At 64.4% G+C, this 16,667-nt stretch carries 16 protein-coding genes and 1 riboswitch; of the genes, 10 read left to right on the plus strand and 6 right to left on the minus strand.

All coding sequences use genetic code 11. The features are described 5' to 3' along the window. Positions 1–36 precede the first annotated feature (36 nt). Positions 37–2,826: an EAL domain-containing protein gene (locus FLM21_RS09035; RefSeq protein WP_246120856.1), complete on the plus strand. Its 2,790-nt coding sequence runs from the start codon at positions 37–39 to the stop codon at positions 2,824–2,826. 98 nt (positions 2,827–2,924) lie between these two features. Continuing rightward, positions 2,925–3,066: riboswitch (FMN riboswitch) on the plus strand. Between the two features lie 75 nt (positions 3,067–3,141). Next, entirely contained in the window at positions 3,142–3,642 is a 501-nt protein-coding gene (locus tag FLM21_RS09040; protein WP_148715256.1) for a 6,7-dimethyl-8-ribityllumazine synthase, read from the plus strand. 3 nt (positions 3,643–3,645) lie between these two features. On the opposite strand, the gene FLM21_RS09045 is transcribed toward FLM21_RS09040, so the two are convergent. Beyond that, positions 3,646–4,668 carry a zinc-dependent alcohol dehydrogenase family protein gene (locus FLM21_RS09045; protein ID WP_148715257.1) on the minus strand — a complete coding sequence of 341 codons (1,023 nt, stop codon included), beginning with the start codon at positions 4,666–4,668 and terminating at the stop codon, positions 3,646–3,648. A gap of 117 nt (positions 4,669–4,785) precedes the next feature. Between FLM21_RS09045 and FLM21_RS09050 the strand changes: the two genes are divergently transcribed. Continuing rightward, a complete protein-coding gene (locus FLM21_RS09050; RefSeq protein WP_246120857.1) occupies positions 4,786–5,694 on the plus strand; it encodes a LysR family transcriptional regulator in 909 nt (302 codons plus the stop codon). Between the two features lie 74 nt (positions 5,695–5,768). Here the strand turns inward: FLM21_RS09050 and FLM21_RS09055 are convergent, their stop codons facing one another. Beyond that, positions 5,769–6,014 (minus strand): DUF2917 domain-containing protein, encoded by a 246-nt coding sequence (locus tag FLM21_RS09055; protein ID WP_148715258.1) that lies wholly within the window; start codon positions 6,012–6,014, stop codon positions 5,769–5,771. 92 nt (positions 6,015–6,106) lie between these two features. Between FLM21_RS09055 and FLM21_RS09060 the strand changes: the two genes are divergently transcribed. The 4 genes from FLM21_RS09060 to FLM21_RS09070 all read left to right on the plus strand — a co-directional run bounded on the left by FLM21_RS09060 (position 6,107) and on the right by FLM21_RS09070 (position 10,031). Beyond that, entirely contained in the window at positions 6,107–7,018 is a 912-nt protein-coding gene (locus FLM21_RS09060; protein ID WP_148715259.1) for a LysR substrate-binding domain-containing protein, read from the plus strand. A 67-nt stretch (positions 7,019–7,085) separates the two neighbouring features. Beyond that, entirely contained in the window at positions 7,086–9,470 is a 2,385-nt protein-coding gene (gene pbpC / locus FLM21_RS09065; protein ID WP_246120858.1) for a penicillin-binding protein 1C, read from the plus strand. 91 nt (positions 9,471–9,561) lie between these two features. After that, the gene (locus FLM21_RS20810) at positions 9,562–9,807 is read left to right on the plus strand and encodes a hypothetical protein (protein WP_187360162.1); all 246 of its coding nucleotides are present in this window, start codon (positions 9,562–9,564) and stop codon (positions 9,805–9,807) included. Next, complete coding sequence (locus tag FLM21_RS09070; RefSeq protein ID WP_187360163.1) at positions 9,744–10,031, plus strand: GNAT family N-acetyltransferase; 288 nt, start codon at positions 9,744–9,746, stop codon at positions 10,029–10,031. The genes FLM21_RS20810 and FLM21_RS09070 overlap by 64 nt, the downstream gene beginning before the upstream one ends. A 49-nt stretch (positions 10,032–10,080) precedes the next feature. On the opposite strand, the gene FLM21_RS09075 is transcribed toward FLM21_RS09070, so the two are convergent. Next, a complete protein-coding gene (locus tag FLM21_RS09075; protein WP_148715261.1) occupies positions 10,081–10,740 on the minus strand; it encodes a glutathione S-transferase family protein in 660 nt (219 codons plus the stop codon). A 180-nt stretch (positions 10,741–10,920) separates the two neighbouring features. On the opposite strand from FLM21_RS09075, the gene FLM21_RS09080 reads away from it, so the two are divergent. Continuing rightward, positions 10,921–11,328, plus strand: coding sequence for a DUF1801 domain-containing protein (locus tag FLM21_RS09080; RefSeq protein WP_148715262.1), 408 nt, complete (start codon positions 10,921–10,923; stop codon positions 11,326–11,328). A gap of 161 nt (positions 11,329–11,489) precedes the next feature. Beyond that, a complete protein-coding gene (locus FLM21_RS09085) occupies positions 11,490–11,891 on the plus strand; it encodes a hypothetical protein (protein WP_222846800.1) in 402 nt (133 codons plus the stop codon). A gap of 81 nt (positions 11,892–11,972) precedes the next feature. Here FLM21_RS09085 and FLM21_RS09090 read toward each other — a convergent pair whose 3' ends face one another. Next, positions 11,973–12,530, minus strand: a complete 558-nt coding sequence (locus FLM21_RS09090; RefSeq protein WP_148715263.1) for a dihydrofolate reductase family protein — start codon at positions 12,528–12,530, stop codon at positions 11,973–11,975. 149 nt (positions 12,531–12,679) lie between these two features. On the opposite strand from FLM21_RS09090, the gene FLM21_RS09095 reads away from it, so the two are divergent. Then, positions 12,680–13,474 (plus strand): type 2 periplasmic-binding domain-containing protein, encoded by a 795-nt coding sequence (locus FLM21_RS09095; protein WP_148715264.1) that lies wholly within the window; start codon positions 12,680–12,682, stop codon positions 13,472–13,474. A 225-nt stretch (positions 13,475–13,699) separates the two neighbouring features. Here the strand turns inward: FLM21_RS09095 and FLM21_RS09100 are convergent, their stop codons facing one another. Together FLM21_RS09100 and FLM21_RS09105 are read right to left on the minus strand one after the other, a co-directional pair. Next, a complete protein-coding gene (locus FLM21_RS09100) occupies positions 13,700–15,547 on the minus strand; it encodes an FG-GAP-like repeat-containing protein (protein ID WP_148715265.1) in 1,848 nt (615 codons plus the stop codon). A gap of 418 nt (positions 15,548–15,965) precedes the next feature. Next, the gene (locus tag FLM21_RS09105) at positions 15,966–16,400 is read right to left on the minus strand and encodes a hypothetical protein (RefSeq protein WP_148715266.1); all 435 of its coding nucleotides are present in this window, start codon (positions 16,398–16,400) and stop codon (positions 15,966–15,968) included. Positions 16,401–16,667: the final 267 nt, after the last annotated feature.

Genomic DNA, 16,667 nt, shown 5'->3' on the forward strand with positions numbered 1-16,667 from the left:
TCGCATCGGCCTTCAAATGCTGACTGAGGAGTGACTGTGATCGCCGAGAACCGGCATTCCCTGCTGCGCGTGATCTGGCCTTTCCTGCTCGCGGTGCTGCTGCTGCTGCTGATCGGCAGCTTCAGCATCGAGGTGCTGTCGGCTGCGCGTTCCTATGTCGGCGGCGAGAGCCGCTGGTCCAAGGGGCAGAAGGAGGCGATCTACGCGCTCGCAAGTTATCTGGAAACGCACGACGCCGAGGATTTCGCGCGCTACCGGGCTGCGATCGCGGTGCCGCTCGGCGACCATGCGGCGCGCTTGGCGCTGCAGGCCAGGCCGCCGGACTACGCAGCGGCAAGGCAAGGGCTGGAGGCGGGCGGCAACCATCCGGATGACGTCGGCGGCATGATCTGGTTGTTCGACCATTTTCAGCACCTCGGTTATCTCAAGCGCGCCATCGCGATCTGGACCGAGGGCGATGGCTATCTGTTGCAGCTCGATGCGCTGGCGCAGGCACTGCATCGGCGCATCGGCGAGGGCACGCTGACGCACGAAGAGGCGCTTGAGGCCAGGCGGCGGATCAGCCGCCTGAACGACCGGCTCACCCCGCTGGAGATCGCGTTCTCAGCCACGCTGGGCGAAGCGGCACGCACCATCCGTGATGCACTGCTCTACGGCAATGTGCTGGCGGCGCTGGCACTGATCCTGGTGGCCGCGTGGCGCACCCAGGTCTATCTGGCAGTACGGGCCAAGCTGGAGGCCGCGCTCAAGATCAGCGAGGAGCGGTTGTCGCTGGCGGTGAACGGCAGCCACAGCGGCATTTGGGACTGGAACATCGCCGATGGCTCGCTGTATTTTTCGCGCCAGTACAAGCGGCTGTTCGGCTACCCGGACGACGACGAACCGGTGCCGTTCGATCACCTGGTCGGGCTGATCCACGACGACGATCGGCCGCTGGTGATCGCCGCGCTGGAGCGGCACTTGGCGCAGGGCGAGCGCTACGAGGCCGAGTTCCGTCTGCGCATCACCAATGGTGCGTACCGCTGGTTCCACGGCGCCGGGCAGGCCATGCGCAATGGCGATGTACGACCGCAGCGCATGGCCGGCACCTTCGAGGACATCACCGAGCGCAAGCGCATGGAAGCCGCGCTGCAGGCCGAACAGGAGCGGGCACTGGTCACGCTGGCCGCGATCGGCGATGCGGTGCTCACCACCAATGTGGCGGGTCGCATCAGCTACGTGAACCCTGCGGCGCAGGCACTGCTCGGCATACGCCATGCAGTGGGGCAGACGCTGGCGGGCCTGTGCCGCGTCTATGACGAGGCCAGCCCAGGGCGCGAGCTCGATCCGGTCGGCCAGGTGCTGGGTGGGACCAGTGCCGATACCGACGACCGCAACCTGTTGCTGCTGCGCCCCGACGGCAAGGAGATCCCGGTGCGGCTGGTGGCGGCGCCGATGCGGAACGAAGCGGGGCAGATCGCCGGGGTGGCGCTGGCCTTTCACGACATGACGCGCGAGCGCCAGTTCGTTGCCAACCTCTCGTGGCAGGCCAGCCACGACGAGCTGACCGGGCTGGTGAACCGGCGGGAGTTCGAGCGGCGGTTGTCGCAGCTGATCACTGAGCTGCCGAGCAGCGGCCTGCCGCACGCCGTGCTCTACCTGGATCTGGACCAGTTCAAGGTGGTGAACGACACCTGTGGCCACGCCGCCGGCGATGAGCTGCTGCGTCAGGTGTGCGGCACGTTGCAGCGCCAGCTGCGGCAGGACGATACGCTGGCGCGCCTTGGTGGTGACGAATTCGGCGTGATCCTGCAAGGCTGCCCGGTGGAGCCGGCGGAGCGCATCGCCGAGAACCTGCGCTATGCCGTCGAGCGCTTGCGCTTCGCCTGGGAGGAGCGGCCATTCGCCATCGGCGTCAGCATCGGCCTCGTCGCGCTCAGCGACAGCCTGCCCACGCTGGAAGACTGTCTGCGCGCGGCCGATGTCGCCTGCTATATGGCCAAGGAAAAGGGGCGTAACCGGGTGCAGCGCTACTTGCCCGGTGATGCCGAACTGGCGGTGCGCTACGGCGAGATGGAATGGGTGAACCGTCTGCACCGTGCGCTCGATGAGAACCGGCTATGCCTTTATGCCCAGACCATCCAGCCCTTGCAGCGGCAGACCGGACGCCGGGTGGAGCTGTTGCTGCGGCTGCGCGACGAATCGGGCGAACTGGTACCGCCGATCGCCTTCATCCCGGCGGCCGAGCGCTACAACCTGATGCCGCTGATCGACCGCTGGGTGATCCGCACGGCGCTGGGCGCGATGGCACACGAGGATGCGTCGCTGCACTGCGCGATCAACCTGTCCGGCGCGTCGCTTGGCGACGAAAGCCTGCTCGACTACGTGCGCGAACAGCTGGCGCTGCACCGCGTTGCGCCGCGGCGGGTCTGTTTCGAGATCACCGAGACCAGCGCCATTGCCAACCTCAACCGCGCCACTGCACTGATGCATGCGCTGCATCAGGATGGCTGCCGGTTCGCGCTCGACGATTTCGGCTCGGGCATGTCGTCGTTCGCCTATCTCAAGCACCTGCCGGTGGACGATCTGAAGATCGATGGCGCTTTCGTGCGCGGCATGTTGGGCGATGCATCCGATCGCGCGATGGTCGAGGCCATCCACCATATCGGTCATGTGATGGGCAAGACCACCATCGCCGAATTCGTCGAGAGCGAGGCGCTGCTCGCGGTGGTGCGCGAGATCGGCATCGACTATGCGCAAGGCTATGCCGTTGGCCGGCCGCAGCCATTCTGCATGCCGACCATTGCCGAGCCGATCACCGGCAATGCGATCAAGCTGTCCAACTAAACACAATGGCTTTATTGATTTTTCGATCTAATGATTTGGTTTTATATTTCCTTTGTTGGTGTGTGGCGGTATGCTGCGACTTGCCGGTAAACAGCCGGCAACGTTCTCAGGGCGGGGTGCAATTCCCCACCGGCGGTATCCGCGCAAGCGGGAGCCCGCGAGCGCCTGCCACAGGCAGGGTCAGCAGATCTGGTGCGATGCCAGGGCCGACGGTGACAGTCCGGATGAAAGAGATCGTGAATGCCGGCGCGCGCATCGCCGCGTAATGGTATTTCGCGTGCCCTGATTCTGGCTCATCCACCTCCAGGAAAATCCATGAATCAGCCCCTCAACGCGGTACAGACCCTCGCTTTTTCCCACCCGCCGCATCGCATTGCCTTCATCAGCGCCTCGTGGCACCACGACATCGTCTCCCAGGCCAGCCAAGCCGCACAGGCTGCGCTGATCGAACAGGCGCCCGGCAGTGCCATCGCCCAATTCGACGTGCCCGGTGCCTTCGAGATTCCGCTGCATGCCAAGCGGCTGGCGGCATCCGGGCAGTTCGATGCCATCATTGCTTTTGGCCTGGTCGTCAACGGCGGTATCTATCGCCATGAATTCGTCACTGCTGCGGTGATCGACGGCCTGATGCGGGTGCAGCTCGACAGCGACGTGCCGGTGTTCTCGGCAGTGCTCACGCCGCGTGATTTTCACGAGCACGACGAACATCAGGCCTTCTTCCGTAGCCATTTCGTGACGAAGGGGCGGGAAGTGGCGCAGGCCTGCCTTGCCACGCTGCACAGCCTGTCGCACCTTCCCGTCGCGGTCGCGGCCTGACGGTTACTGGTCGAAGCGCACCACCACCTTGCCGAACGGCCCGGCACGCAAGGCCGCCAGCGCACGCGACAGTTCGCGGTAGCCGAACTCGGCCGCGATCACCGGCTGCAGCCGGTGCTGGTCGACGAAGGCAGCCAGCCGTTCCAGCGCGCTGCGCGGACCGACGCCGATGCCCTGGATGGTGGGGCGCCGCAGCAGCAACTGCACGGCGGAGAATGCCAGATCCGGACCATCGAGCACGCCGATCACCGAGAGCCGCCCGCCCTGGCGTAGCGCGGCCAGCGATTGCTGGATGTTGCTGCCGCCGACCAATTCGAGCACATGATCCGCGCCGCGGCCCACGGTGAGCTCGCGCACCTGTTGCGACCACTCCGGGTGGGCGTGGCGATCGATGCCATGCTGCACGCCCAATGCGGCCAGCCGCGCGAGTTTCTCGGTACTGCCCGAAGTGGCGATGACGGTGGCACCGTGCGCCAGCGCGATCTGCGCAGCCCAGAGCGCCACGCCACCCGTGCCCTGGACCACCACGGTGTCGCCGCCCTTGATCCCGCCGTGGTCGACCAGCGCGAACCAGGCGGTGAGGCCGGCGCAGGTCAGCGTGCTCGCTGCTGGATCGTCCAGCGTATCCGGCGCGGCGACCAGATGGTCCGCCTTGATCACCACGTGTTGCGACAGCGTGCCGGTCAGCGGCCCGCCCAACGAGGTGCCCCAGGTATCGCGTGGCGGCACCAGGCCGTCGTGCCAGTCGCCCCAGAAAGTGCTGATCACGCGTTGGCCTACGCGTACCCGATTCACGCCAGGGCCGATGGCGAGCACGGTGCCGGCCATATCCGATCCCGGCACCTGCGGGAAAGCCAACGGCAGGCCCATGCCGTGTTCGATCATCAAGAGATCGCGGTAATTGAGCGCGGCGGCCGCCACCTTCACCAACACCTCACCGGGGCCGGGTTCGGGCAGCGTGGTGGTGACCAGCTCCAGTTGCTGTTCGCCATAGCCGTGCATTTGCCATTGCTGCGTCGTCGTCATCGTTCGCTCCAGGTTGCAGCCCTGAGAGTCAGGGCGATAAGGCCATGGTATTGGCGAATAAGTGGCGCTAGTTGCGGTGTATATTCGATACTGTGGCGATACTATGGAGCCAATTGAATGGCCGTGATCGACAACCTCGGCGGCATTGCCGCCTTCGTCACCGCCGTGGAAAGCGGTGGCTTCAGCGCAGCGGCCGAGCGGCTGCACCTGTCGCGTTCCACGGTTGGCAAGACGGTGGCGCGGCTGGAGGCCCGGCTTGGCGTGAGGCTGTTTCACCGCACCACGCGCAGCCTCAACCTCACCGATGAAGGCCAGGCCTACTACGAGCGCTGCGTGCGGGTGATGCGCGAGCTGGAGCTGGCGGAAGATGAATTGCAGCAGGGCCGCCGCGCGCCGGTGGGGCGGCTGCGCATCAGCGTGCCGGTGCTGTTCGGCCGGCTCTGCGTGGCGCCGGTGTTGCTGGACGTGGCTGCGGCCCATCCGCAGCTGCAACTGGAGATCGGCTTCTCCGACCGGCGGGTGGAGCTGATCGAGGAGGGCATCGACCTCGCGATTCGCGTCGGCCCGTTGGCCGACACCGCCGGCCTCAAGATGCGACCGCTGGGGGAGATGCACATGCTGGTCTGCGCCACGCCCAGCTATCTGGCTGAGCACGGCACCCCGCAGACTGCCGAAGCGCTGGCCGAGCACAATGCCATCCTCTACGGCCGGCTGGGCCGCAACGTGAGCTGGCAGTTCATCGACGAAGCGGGGCAGCAGGTGATGGTACGCCCATGCGCCCGACTGGCGCTGGATGATCTGGAGGCGATGGCCGCTGCGGTGCGCGCCGGGCTCGGCATCAGCCGGCTGCCGCGCTGGCTGGTGGCCGAGCAACTGGCATCGGGTGAACTGGTCGCGGTACTGCCCGGCCTGCATACCGTCGGCTTCCCGGTCCACGCGGTCTGGCCATACACCCGGCAATACTCGGCGCGGCTGCGCGTGGTGCTCGACGCGCTGGCGCAGGCCTTGCCGCCGTTATTGGCCTGAGTGGTACCGGGCGCGTGGGCGGAACCGTTACTGGCGTCTTGCCCGTTCGCCAGCACATAGCGTCGCCTGCGATGCTAGGCCGGTTCCACCTCCGTCTCGGCAGGGATAGCCAGATCATTCAGCGCCAGCTCGCCTTCGCCTTCGATCAGCACCAGACCGGATACTTCGAGCTGCATGCCCGCACTCAGCACGTGATCGAGCGTATCGCCATCGTGGGTCAGCCACAGCGTGCCGGCGTGGCACCGCAGCCGGGTGGGGGCTTCGAGTTCCAGTCGCAGCAGGTTCCGGCCGGTGACCGGGAACAGTTTGCATGTCATCATCGCTCACACTCCTTGTGTAATGACATTGTGGTGGCAAGGATCAGCAAGGTGTTAACGATGAATTTTCCTCTGATGTGTGAAGGAAACTAACAATGGCGCGCCTTCCCCCATTGCCTGCGCTGCGTGCTTTCGAGGCGGTGGCGCGCCTGGGCAGCATGACGCGAGCCGCGGCCGAGCTGCACCTGACCCATAGCGCCATCAGCCACCAGATCCGCGCGATGGAGGACGAACTCGACGTGCTGCTATTCCTGCGCCAGGGCAAGCGGCTGCAGCTGACCGACGCTGGCCGGCTCTATGCCATGCAGGTACGGCATGCACTGGGTGCTATCGCCTCGGCCACCGAGGAGCTGGTCACCCGGCCCAAGCCGCATCAGCTGGCGGTGGGCACGCTGGCGTCGTTCACCAGCCACTGGCTGTTGGCGCGCCTGCCGGGGCTGCACCAGCGGCATGCCACGCTGCAGGTGCAATTGCATACGGCGCCCGGGTTTTCCGATCTCAACCTGGAGCGGCTCGATTGCGCGGTGCGGATGGGGCAGGGGGGCTGGGATGGCGTACATCAGGAGCTGCTGTTTCGCGATCAGCAACTGGTGGTGGCGAGCCCCGGTTTCGCCGGCGGAGCCTTGCCGAGGACGGTGGCCGAGGTCCACGCCGCGCGCCGCATCGCCGGCGGTGGCGTGAGCTGGCGCGTGTGGTTCGACCAGGCCGGCGTATCCGGCCCGGAGCTGCCGTGCAGCCTGTGGATCAACGATGCCAATTCGGTGGTCGAGGCGGTGCTGCAAGGCCAGGGTATCGGGCTGATCCGCCGCTCATTGGCGAATGATCTGCTGCTATCGGGGCGGCTGGTGCCGCTGCCGGGCCCGATGATCGACTACCCGGACCCGTACTGGCTGATCTGGCCACAGCGCAGCGAGGGTGCGGAGAAATTCCTGCTGTGGCGCGACTGGCTACGCGAGGTGGTGGCGGGGTACCTCGCGGGCCTGTCGCCGTACCCGACGGCAGGCTAGGACGCGTGCGCATCCACCCGTGCCATGGCAGGCGGTACACTGCCGCCTTCAAGCCATTGCCCATGCCGTGTTGATCCCGTCGCGCTTCGCTTCCCTGTTGTCCCGATTGCGCCGCTGGCGCGTGCCGCTGCTCGCGTTGCTGGCTGCCGCGCTGCTGCTGTGGGTACTCGATGCGTTGTTTCCGCCGCCGTTGCCGCGTGAGGAGGCCGGGCTCGTCATCGTCGATCGCCATGGCACGCCGCTGCGCAACTATCCGGCGGCGAGCGGCGTGTGGCGCTATCCGGTGCGGCTGTCCGAGGTGTCGCCGCTGTATGTCGAAGCGCTGCTCAATTACGAGGACCGCTGGTTTTACCAGCACGCCGGGGTGAACCCGGTGGCGGTGCTGCGTGCGGCCTGGCAGTGGGGCCGCAGCGGCCACATCGTTTCCGGCGGCTCCACGCTGACCATGCAGGTGGCGCGCATCCTGGAACCGCCCCCGCGTACCGTGTGGGGCAAGGCGCGGCAGATGCTGCGCGCGCTGCAGCTGGAATGGCATCTCTCCAAGGACGAGATCCTCACGCTCTACCTCAACCACGCGCCGATGGGCGGCATCGTCGAAGGCGTGGAGATGGCGAGCCGCGCCTATCTGGGCAAGCCTGCCAAGGCGCTCAGCCATGGTGAGGCGGCCATGCTGGCAGCGCTGCCACAGGCGCCGTCGCGCTTGCGGCCGGATCGCTGGCCCGATCGCGCAACCGCCGCGCGCAACAAGGTACTCGACCGGCTGGCTGGCTTTGGCGTGTGGTCACGGGAGATCGCCGAGGATGCCCGCATCGAGCGGGTGATTGCCCAGCCGCCGCGTGGCGAATGGCTGGCGCCGCTGGCCGCCGAGCGTCTGCGCGCCGCGGCTCGCAGGCAGGTGGCTGGCCAGCCCAAGCAGCCGGTAGCGCAGGGCCGGCGCCGGGTGATCGCCAGCATGCTGGATGCCGACATCCAGGCCAACGTCGAGCGCATGCTGCTCGATCGCCTGCCGCTGCTGCCGCCCAAGGTCTCGATGGCGGTGCTGGTGATGGAGAACGACAGCCTCGCGGTGCGCGGCTACGCCGGCTCCGCCGATTTCGCCGACAACCAGCGCTTTGCCCACGTCGACATGGTGCGCGGCATCCGCTCGCCTGGCTCCACGCTCAAGCCCTTTCTCTATGCGATGGCGCTGGACGAAGGGCTGATCCATGGCGAAAGCTTGCTCACCGACGCGCCGCAATCGTTCGGTGGCTACCAGCCCGGCAATTTCCAGGCTGCGTTCAGCGGGCCGGTCAGCATGTCGGAGGCCTTGCAGCGCTCGCTGAACGTACCGGCGGTCGACGTGCTCGATCGCCTCGGGCCCGAGCACTTCGCCGCCCAGCTCGGCAAGGCCGGCCTCAAGCTGCGCATGCAGCGCGGCGCTGCGCCCAATCTCAGTCTGATCCTCGGCGGCGGCGGCACCACGCTGGAGGAGCTGGTTGGCGCCTACCGCGCGCTGGCGCATGGCGGCGTGGCCGGTAGCCCGCGGCTGAGCGTTGAGGTGCCACGGCGCGAGGCGCGCATCATGAGCGCCGGGGCTGCTTGGATCGTGCGCGACATCCTCGAAACCGGCGGCCGGCCGGACCGGCCATTCGCCGGTGGGCCAGCGCGGCTGGCCTGGAAGACCGGCACCAGCTTCGGCTTTCGCGATGCCTGGGCCGTTGGTGTGACCGATGGCTACACGGTCGGTGTGTGGGTGGGCCGGCCCGACGGCACGCCCAATCCCGGCTTTTTCGGCGCCAACGTGGCAGCGCCGCTGCTGAAGGACATCGTGGCGGCGCTGCCCGGGGTGACTGGCGCCCGCCGCGGCGTGCGCCCCGCCAGCGTGACCGCAGCACAGATCTGCTGGCCGCTGGGCCTGACTCGCGCCGCGACTGAGTCGGCGCAATGCCATGAGCTGCGTACCGCGTGGCTGCTGAATGGCGCGGCACCGCCTACGCTGCCGGACCGCTCGCGCGCCGGTGGCCTGATCGACACCATCTGGCTGGATGCCGCCGGTCGACGGGTCACGCCGGAATGCGATCCGGCCGCGCACGCCGAGCAGGTGGCACGCTGGCCGTTGTGGCTGGAGCCGTGGCTGAGCCCGGCCATCCGCGCCCGCTATGCGCCGGCCTGGTCGCCCGACTGCCCGCAGCATGTCAGCGCCGCCGCGCTGCGTATCGTCGGCATCGAGTCCGGCAGCGTGGTGCGCCCGGCGGCGGGCGCCAGCGAAGCGACCGTTTCCGCTGCGCTGCTGGGCAGCGGCGGCGCGGCGTGGTGGCTGCAGAACGGCGAGCTCGTTGCCAGCAGCGAAGGCGGCGCGGCGGTAAAGCTTACCTTCCGCCACAACGGCCCGGTGCGCCTCACCGCACTGGATGGCAACGGCCGCCACGACAGCGTGGTCTTCACCGTGGCGGGCTTCGGCGCTACGCGCTGATCCGGTCACAGCTCGGCAATGGTAGCCAAGCGGTGGCTGCAACGCAGATCGCGTGGTGTGGTCTATCGGCTTTGTCCGCACAGGAGGCATCGTGTTGCTCAGGCACTTTGCCGCAAGCGATTTTCCGGAATACTGCCGCTGGTTTGGCGATGCGGAGCTCAATGCTCAGCTCGGTCCCATGGATGAGGAATGGCTGGCCTACGTGCTGGCCGATCGCGACGGCACGCAGTACAGCGTGGTGCACGACGGCGCATTGGTCGCTGTATCGGTGTGGTGTGGCTGGATGAGGCCCGTAGCGAGCCATTCATCACCGATCTGGCCGTCCGTCCCGACTTGAAACGCAAGGGGCTTGCCCGCGCCAGCTTGGCGTTGCTGATGGCAAGTGCGCCGTATCACCATGCCATGCTGTGGCGGGCCAGCGTGGCAGGGGACAACTCGGCTGCGCTGGCCTTGTTCGCGCATCTGGGTTGGCAGCGCGCCGATCGCGGCGGCGCGGCGGACGGCATGGTCGACCACCAGTACCTGCGCCCGACGCTATCGCAGGAGGGATCGGACACCTGAGGCCAGTGCCTGCCATGGTGCCGACGAAAACGCCTGAGAGCAGTGCGTCTCAGTCCCGATCAGGCGCACCCAGCGGAAACAGCGGCCGATAAGGACGGGCCTCCTCGACGGCGCGGGCAAACGATGGACGCGCGAGCAGTCGGGCGCGGTAGGCGTGCAACGTCGGATAGTGATCGGCGATGCGATGCGTCCAGTCGGCGTAGAACAGCGAGGGCGCCGCCGCGCAGTCCGCCAGTGTGAACTCGGTACCGGCTGCCCAGGGGCGACCGGCCAGGTGGCCTTCGAGCCAAGCGTAGGCGCGTTCGAGTTGCTCCACCGTGGTGGCGAACGCATCGCTGCGCTTCGTTGCATCACCGGTCAGTGCACCGCTGACCGCATGTTGCACCGGGCTCATCACGTGTAGATCGAAGAAGCGATCGAGAAAACGCACGTCGAGCGCGGCCATCGGATCTGCGGGTAGCAGGCGTACCGGGCCGGAGTGGGCGAGCTGCAGGTATTCGATGATGATGCTGGTCTCGACGATGCTGCGCTCGCCATCGACCAGCAGTGGAAACTTGCGCAGCGGCCAGTGCTGCAGCCAGTCGGCGGCGTGTTGTGGCGTATCCGGGCCCAGGCAGCGAAATTCGAACGGCGTGGCGTTTTCATACAGCGCGATCAGCGCTTTCTGCGTGTACGACGAGAACGGATGACCGTAGAGCACCAGCGGCATGGCGTATCACCTGGGAAGGCATCGAGGCTTGCCAGCGTGCTGATCCTGCCGATGAAAAGCAAGCGCGCGCGGCATGGCTGGAGCGACGATCAATAAATGCACGGGTTCGTGCTTGCCGCAGCGCGGCAATGCGGTGAAAGTGGGCATCTCAATGCATCCATTCCATGCTCAGGAGCTGCCATGCCCAATGCGTCATCGAAGGACAAATCTGCCGCTGAGCTGATCGACCAACGCATCGTCGAGCTCGGCGACTGGCGTGGCGAGACGCTGGCACGGATGCGCCAGCTGATCCATGAGGCGGCGCCGGACGTGGTCGAGACCTGGAAATGGCTGGATACGCCGGTGTGGGAGCACAACGGCATTCTCTGCACGGGCGAATCGTACAAGGCCAAGGTGAAGCTTACCTTCGCCAAGGGCGCTTCGCTGCCGGATCCGGTGGGCCTGTTCAACGCCAGCCTGGAAGGCAATGTGCGCCGCGCCATCGATATCGGTGCGAACGAGACGGTGGACGCCGATGCCTTCAAGGCGCTGGTTCGTGCAGCCGTCGCGCTGAATGCTGCCGCTGGCAAGGCCAAGCGGACCAAGTAGCCGGGGCTGCCACGAGCGGGACGTGGTCCGTAGTGTGCGCCTGCCGGTGTTGCGGCGTACGTTCCAGGCGTGGCGTGTCGTTACCGGTCTGATTGAGCCATCCGTATCCGTGCTGCGCCGCTGTGCGCGGTGTCACGGCGCTTGGGTGGAATGATAACGGCATGCCTGCCATCATCAACCTTCGGGCATGGATGCTCGCGTTTGTCGAAGAGCGCTTTCCTGATCAGGTTCTTTGCGAACATGCGCGGGCGAAGGCTGGCTGTATTCCCACCTTAAACACGAGGAGCGTGAAGATGGTTGAATCGAGAATCGGGCTTTGGTGCCGCATGGGTGGCGTGCTGCTGACTGCCGGGTTGCTGGCACTCTCCGGTACTGCCCTGGCGACCAAGCAATCGCAGCAGCGCCAGCAGGGCAGGCAAGTGAACCAGAATGCCAAGCAGGAGGCTCGGCAGGGAAAGATCGACTGCCGTGCAGCAGACAACCAGAGCAATGCCGAGTGCCGCCAGGACAAGCGCCAAACCAAGCAGGACGGCCGCCAGGAAAAGCGGGATATCAAGTACTGAATCTGAGTGCAGATGCCGGTACCCGCTGACCGTTGTGCCGGAGCCCTACAGTCTGAATTCAGCGACATGGCCCTCGCCGAGTCAGCAGGCGCGCCGGTAGTGCATCGCGACTGCGCCGTTGCGGAGCGGCGTCGCCGAGACCAGCTCAAGTTGTCTTGTGCTGGGCAACCCGCTCTCGTACAGGGTCGGGCCGTGGCCGGCGATCCTGGGATGGACCAGTAACTGGTACTCGTCGATCAGATTCAGCCGGTCTAGTTCGGTTGCGAGCTTGCCGCTACCAAGCAACACGCCGTCTGGCGTCGCGTCTTTGAGCTGCTGTACACCGATGCGCAGATCGCCGGCGATGTGATGGCTATTGGTCCATGGGAAGTCCGTTCGCGTCGAGGACACCACATACTTCGGCTTCGCCTCCAGCTTGGCCGCCCACTCGCGTATCGCCGGCGGCGCCCCCACGTCGCCGCACGCGACCGACGGCCAGTAGCTCTCCATCATCTCGTAGGTAACGCGGCCCCACAGCATCGCGCCGCGCTCGTCCATGAGGCGCGTGAAGAAGGCGTGTGTTTCGTCGTCGGCGATCCCCTCCTGGTGGTCGACGCAGCCGTCGAGGGTAATGTTGATACTAAAGGTCAAGAGTCCCATGGTGTCTTTCGTCCGAGATGCGCTATGAGGCGGCCGTCATCCCGCTCCGAGGGGACAGGTCCAATTTGCGAGGGGCTTACCGCAGACCTCTTCATTCCCGTGCGATGAGGCTGCTAAGCTGAAACGGCGATTTACGAATGGTGGCGAAAATGGCGAGATCCGAATGGCACACCGTGTTTGCATTGGGCTTGACGGTTGTATTGTCCCTGGTTCGGGCCGAAGGAAGTCATGCCGCAGAAGTAGTCGATGACCGCACAATCGCCTATTTAGCCCAGGATATCGTGCCCTGCATCACCAGCTCCTCGCCGCCGCGCGGGGCCTGCATCGACGCCGCCGCACTCTTGGCTGAGCAAACCGGATTACCGATTCGAGTAAAGATCCTGCCTCAGATAAGAGTGGTACGAGAAATACGACTTGCGCAGCGTCAGATCACCATTGCAGTTCCGGAGACCATGATTTCAACCGGCAGCACTTCGGTGCGTGTCATTGCCAAGATTGGTCACCTGAGTACCTATCTGTTACCTGGCCGCCACCTCGATCCCGCTCATATCGCCGAGTCAGCCGCCTGGAAAGGGAAAACGATTGCCGTGATCCGGGGAGGTTGCCCGGCATTGTCAGGACCACTGAAAAACGCCCTCGCGATGCATGTTGCCGAAGCCAGCCAAGCGCTCAAAATGATCCAGCGGAAACGTGTAGATGGGCTGTGTATTAACGGCCAGGCACTTGCCAACGTGATACGTCGCCCCGGTTTTAGTTGGCAGGATTTCGGCCCCCCGGTTGTCGTTGAACAAAGGGAGCTTTGGTTGCTCGCCTCTTCCGGGATCACTCAGAATGTAGAAACACAATTGCATGACGCTTCGGCCAAACTGGTTGCGGATGGTGCGTTTCGTCGGTTACTCGCAAGCTATATGCAGTCTATGCCGACACCGCTCCAGCTACGCTAGTGGATTCATCGCCAAAACAAATTGACTGTCAGCGCCGCGAGCCCCAAGACAGCCAAGAATACCAGCGCGGCCACGGCTGCAAGCCGCAGTGGGCGCAGGATTGGTTGGGCGCGGGCAAGCCGCTGGATGGCCTGCGCATCCAACGTACACGGTCTGAAAAAAAGCCCCGCGATGTGCGGGGCTTTTATTTGTGCAGCACCGTTCAATACGGCGCATGGCAAGACATTAACGTATGAATAGCCCGGCCAGCGGCACATCGCCATTCGTTCCCCATTGCACGACCAAATCTTCTTGGCCAGAGGAGTGGCGGATACGCCAAGTACCGTTGTTCGGATTCCAGATGGCGAGATCGGCCTTGCCATCCACATCGTATTGGCCCGGCACCGGAGCGCCACCGTATTGGCCTCCGAAGTACTCCTGCTTGATCGCGCCCGTGGTACTGAGTCGGATCAACCACAAGCCGGTGCTTGGTTGCCATACCGCCACATCGGTCTTGCCGTCGCCATCGTAATCGGCTGGCGCGAGGATGTCGGAACTGCTGCCCAGCATAAAGGTACTGCTGATGGACGGGGTTCCGCTGCTGTTGCGGATCAGCCATTCGCCGGTACTGGGCCGCCATACCGCGTAGTCCGCCTTGCCGTCGCCATCGAAGTCGCCCATCACCGGCTTGTCGCCAGCGACACCCCAGTAAGGACCGGTCGTGCCACCGTCGCTGCTGCGAATATGGAACCACTGCCCGGTCGTAGAGCGCCATACCGCGTAATCCGCCTTGCCGTCGCCGTCGTAGTCGGCAGGAACCGGCAGGTCGCCTACTGCTTGAGATCCCCAGTTCCGACTCGCCGTCGTGCCGTTGCCGCTGTAGGTCACGTACCAGTTGCCGTTGCTGGGGCGCCAGTAGGCAAGGTCGGCAATGCCATCGCCATCGAAATCAGCCGGTGCAGCAACGTCCCCTGCCTGCGTGGTCCACGCCTGGGCGGTGTAGGGGCCGTAGCGCAGCAGTTGTCCGGTGGAAGGCCGCCAGACCGCGACGTCGGTCATGCGATCCCCGGTGGTATCGAACAGCGCGCCGCCGGGTTGCCGCGGCGTTCGGCTGACCCACATATTGGTTGCTTCCTGCCAGTAACCGGAATAGGCGCCTTGGGTCACCGTATAGAGATGATCGCGCCCGTTGTAGTAGCGGTATAACGGCGCCGTACCTGGCTTCGCGTAGTTGTAGGCATAGGCGACGATGCCTTCGTACCAATAGCTGCCCCGCCCGCCACCCAACTCACTCCAGTCCGTAGTGTAGAAATGGTCGGTGCCGTTGTAGTAGCGGTGGATTGGCACCGTGCCCTGTTGGCTGGAGGTCCAGACATAGGCCTCCAGACCTTCCAGTGAGTATGCGCCGGCACCGGCGCCCAAGTCGTCGAAACTGGCGGTATAGAAATGGTCACCGGAGCCGTAGTAGCGCAGCCACGGTTGCACATTGGTGCCCAGCAGCGGCGAATTGAAGCGGATATCGCCAATCCGCAGGACCGTCGCACCATTATTGGCCGTGATCTTGAACCGGTATTTCACCGCGTACTTGGGAAATGGCACCTTGAATGAAATGGGCTGATTCAACGCCCAGGTGCTCTGGTTGCTGCGCTGGTCGAGCGTGATCCACTTGGTGCCGTCGAAGCCTTCAAGAGTCCAGTCCTTCGGCGACGCGGACAACGTGGGGGATGGGGTGATCTGGTATTCATCCACCAGCTCATAGGTGCTGAAGGAGAGGCCGAGGTAGCCGTTCTTGTCCCAAGTATCGACGTCTTGGCAATAGCTATTGTTATCGCACCATTTAAAGCGTTCTCCCGAGGCCTGCCAGTAGGTATTGCTGTTCTGATCGAATGCCTTGCTGGCATCGGCGGTGGCAGGCGGTGCGAGGTTATGGGTGCAATTGCCTGGCCTGGGTGGGTTGCATGTATTGTTCGCTTGCGGCGAGAACCGCGCGGAAGAGGGGGTGCCGCCGGTGACCGCATAGCCGCCAAACGCTGATCCGGCGGCAAGTAAAGCCAGCGCGGCAAACACTTGCCGCGCCCCGATTGGGTTCCACATTCTGATTCAGCCTCCATCCTTGTTTTGATTGCATACCGCTGCTCATGCCGGGCAGTGTCAGCGGCACTGTGCGCAACATTTAACTTACGTGATCAATGACGATGTCATTGACGTCGGCGATGGTAACCCTGCCGGTCGCTGACGACAATCTGAGATAAGCAACTTGGGAGTGGTGGTGTGGCGGGCCGCACTCGGGTCGCGTGATGTCCGTAGAGGCGTGGGTGATGAAGAGATTGAAATGGCGCTTCGCTGCTGCTTATGGGCGGCTAATTGGCTGATCGGATCTTCGATTATTTGGCAGCTGTTCGGGCCACGGTGGCCATTGCAATGCGTTTCCCCGGGCACGACATCCAACAGCGCGATACCAGTTTCTGCCAAATGCTGCTGAAGCTAGGCCCACGTCCGTTTTCGTGGGTTTTTAGCTACCCGCTTTCTTTAAGCCGTCCGCCCTGGATTTGACCCACGCATCTTTTGCACCGGTCGCTGCAGTTTGCAGTCGGCCCAGGTCACCTTGACGCTGTGTAATGTAGTGTTCGTGCTGCTTGTACGCCAAAGTACCTGGTGTGTGGCTTTTTTGATCAGCGCGCTTGGTTGCTAATTCTTTGGTTGTTGATGCAACGGCTTGTCGCAATGCCTGGGTCTGGCCCACCACATCGCCGCGCTTGGCGAAACCCGCCGCTGCCGCTTCGTGCCGTTTTGCAGAAGATGCTCGTTCGTGTGCGTAATTGCTTGTCGACTGCCTTGGCGCACGCGCTGCTACCGGTGGCATGGGACTCATCTGCGCTTCAAACTCTCGGCGAGCTTGATCGTGGTACTGGCGATAGCTCTTGGGTTTGGGATCGCTAGGGGGCATCCATCTTCTCGCTATACAAGATCGAATCATCACTCTGGTCTGCAGCTCGCGCACAAAGTCCAGCCAAGCGCTGCCTGCCGGGCAACGGTAGCACGGCTTATCTATTGTTGCCGTCCAGCACGCCTTACATGCAAAGCGAAAAACGAACGGCGATTCAGGTGATGCCTGACAGCTTGGTGTTCTAGATTATTTCCGGCTGTTTTATCTGGTTTTTTAGCAATGGCTCGTATTTGCCACGAGAAGTGATGTGTTTTCCGCACACCATTC

Source organism: Chitinolyticbacter meiyuanensis (genome assembly GCF_008033135.1).
Taxonomy (GTDB): domain Bacteria; phylum Pseudomonadota; class Gammaproteobacteria; order Burkholderiales; family Chitinibacteraceae; genus Chitinolyticbacter; species Chitinolyticbacter meiyuanensis.

Excerpts from the sequence above, each read along its gene's own strand:
- FLM21_RS09040 (WP_148715256.1), top strand. The coding sequence starts at position 3,142 with ATGAATCAGCCCCTCAACGCGGTACAGACCCTCGCTTTTTCCCACCCG.
- FLM21_RS09045 (WP_148715257.1), bottom strand. The coding sequence starts at position 4,668 with ATGACGACGACGCAGCAATGGCAAATGCACGGCTATGGCGAACAGCAA.
- FLM21_RS09050 (WP_246120857.1), top strand. The coding sequence starts at position 4,786 with ATGGCCGTGATCGACAACCTCGGCGGCATTGCCGCCTTCGTCACCGCC.
- FLM21_RS09055 (WP_148715258.1), bottom strand. The coding sequence starts at position 6,014 with ATGATGACATGCAAACTGTTCCCGGTCACCGGCCGGAACCTGCTGCGA.
- FLM21_RS09060 (WP_148715259.1), top strand. The coding sequence starts at position 6,107 with ATGGCGCGCCTTCCCCCATTGCCTGCGCTGCGTGCTTTCGAGGCGGTG.
- FLM21_RS09075 (WP_148715261.1), bottom strand. The coding sequence starts at position 10,740 with ATGCCGCTGGTGCTCTACGGTCATCCGTTCTCGTCGTACACGCAGAAA.
- FLM21_RS09080 (WP_148715262.1), top strand. The coding sequence starts at position 10,921 with ATGCCCAATGCGTCATCGAAGGACAAATCTGCCGCTGAGCTGATCGAC.
- FLM21_RS09085 (WP_222846800.1), top strand. The coding sequence starts at position 11,490 with ATGCCTGCCATCATCAACCTTCGGGCATGGATGCTCGCGTTTGTCGAA.
- FLM21_RS09090 (WP_148715263.1), bottom strand. The coding sequence starts at position 12,530 with ATGGGACTCTTGACCTTTAGTATCAACATTACCCTCGACGGCTGCGTC.
- FLM21_RS09095 (WP_148715264.1), top strand. The coding sequence starts at position 12,680 with ATGGCGAGATCCGAATGGCACACCGTGTTTGCATTGGGCTTGACGGTT.
- FLM21_RS09100 (WP_148715265.1), bottom strand. The coding sequence starts at position 15,547 with ATGTGGAACCCAATCGGGGCGCGGCAAGTGTTTGCCGCGCTGGCTTTA.
- FLM21_RS09105 (WP_148715266.1), bottom strand. The coding sequence starts at position 16,400 with ATGCCCCCTAGCGATCCCAAACCCAAGAGCTATCGCCAGTACCACGAT.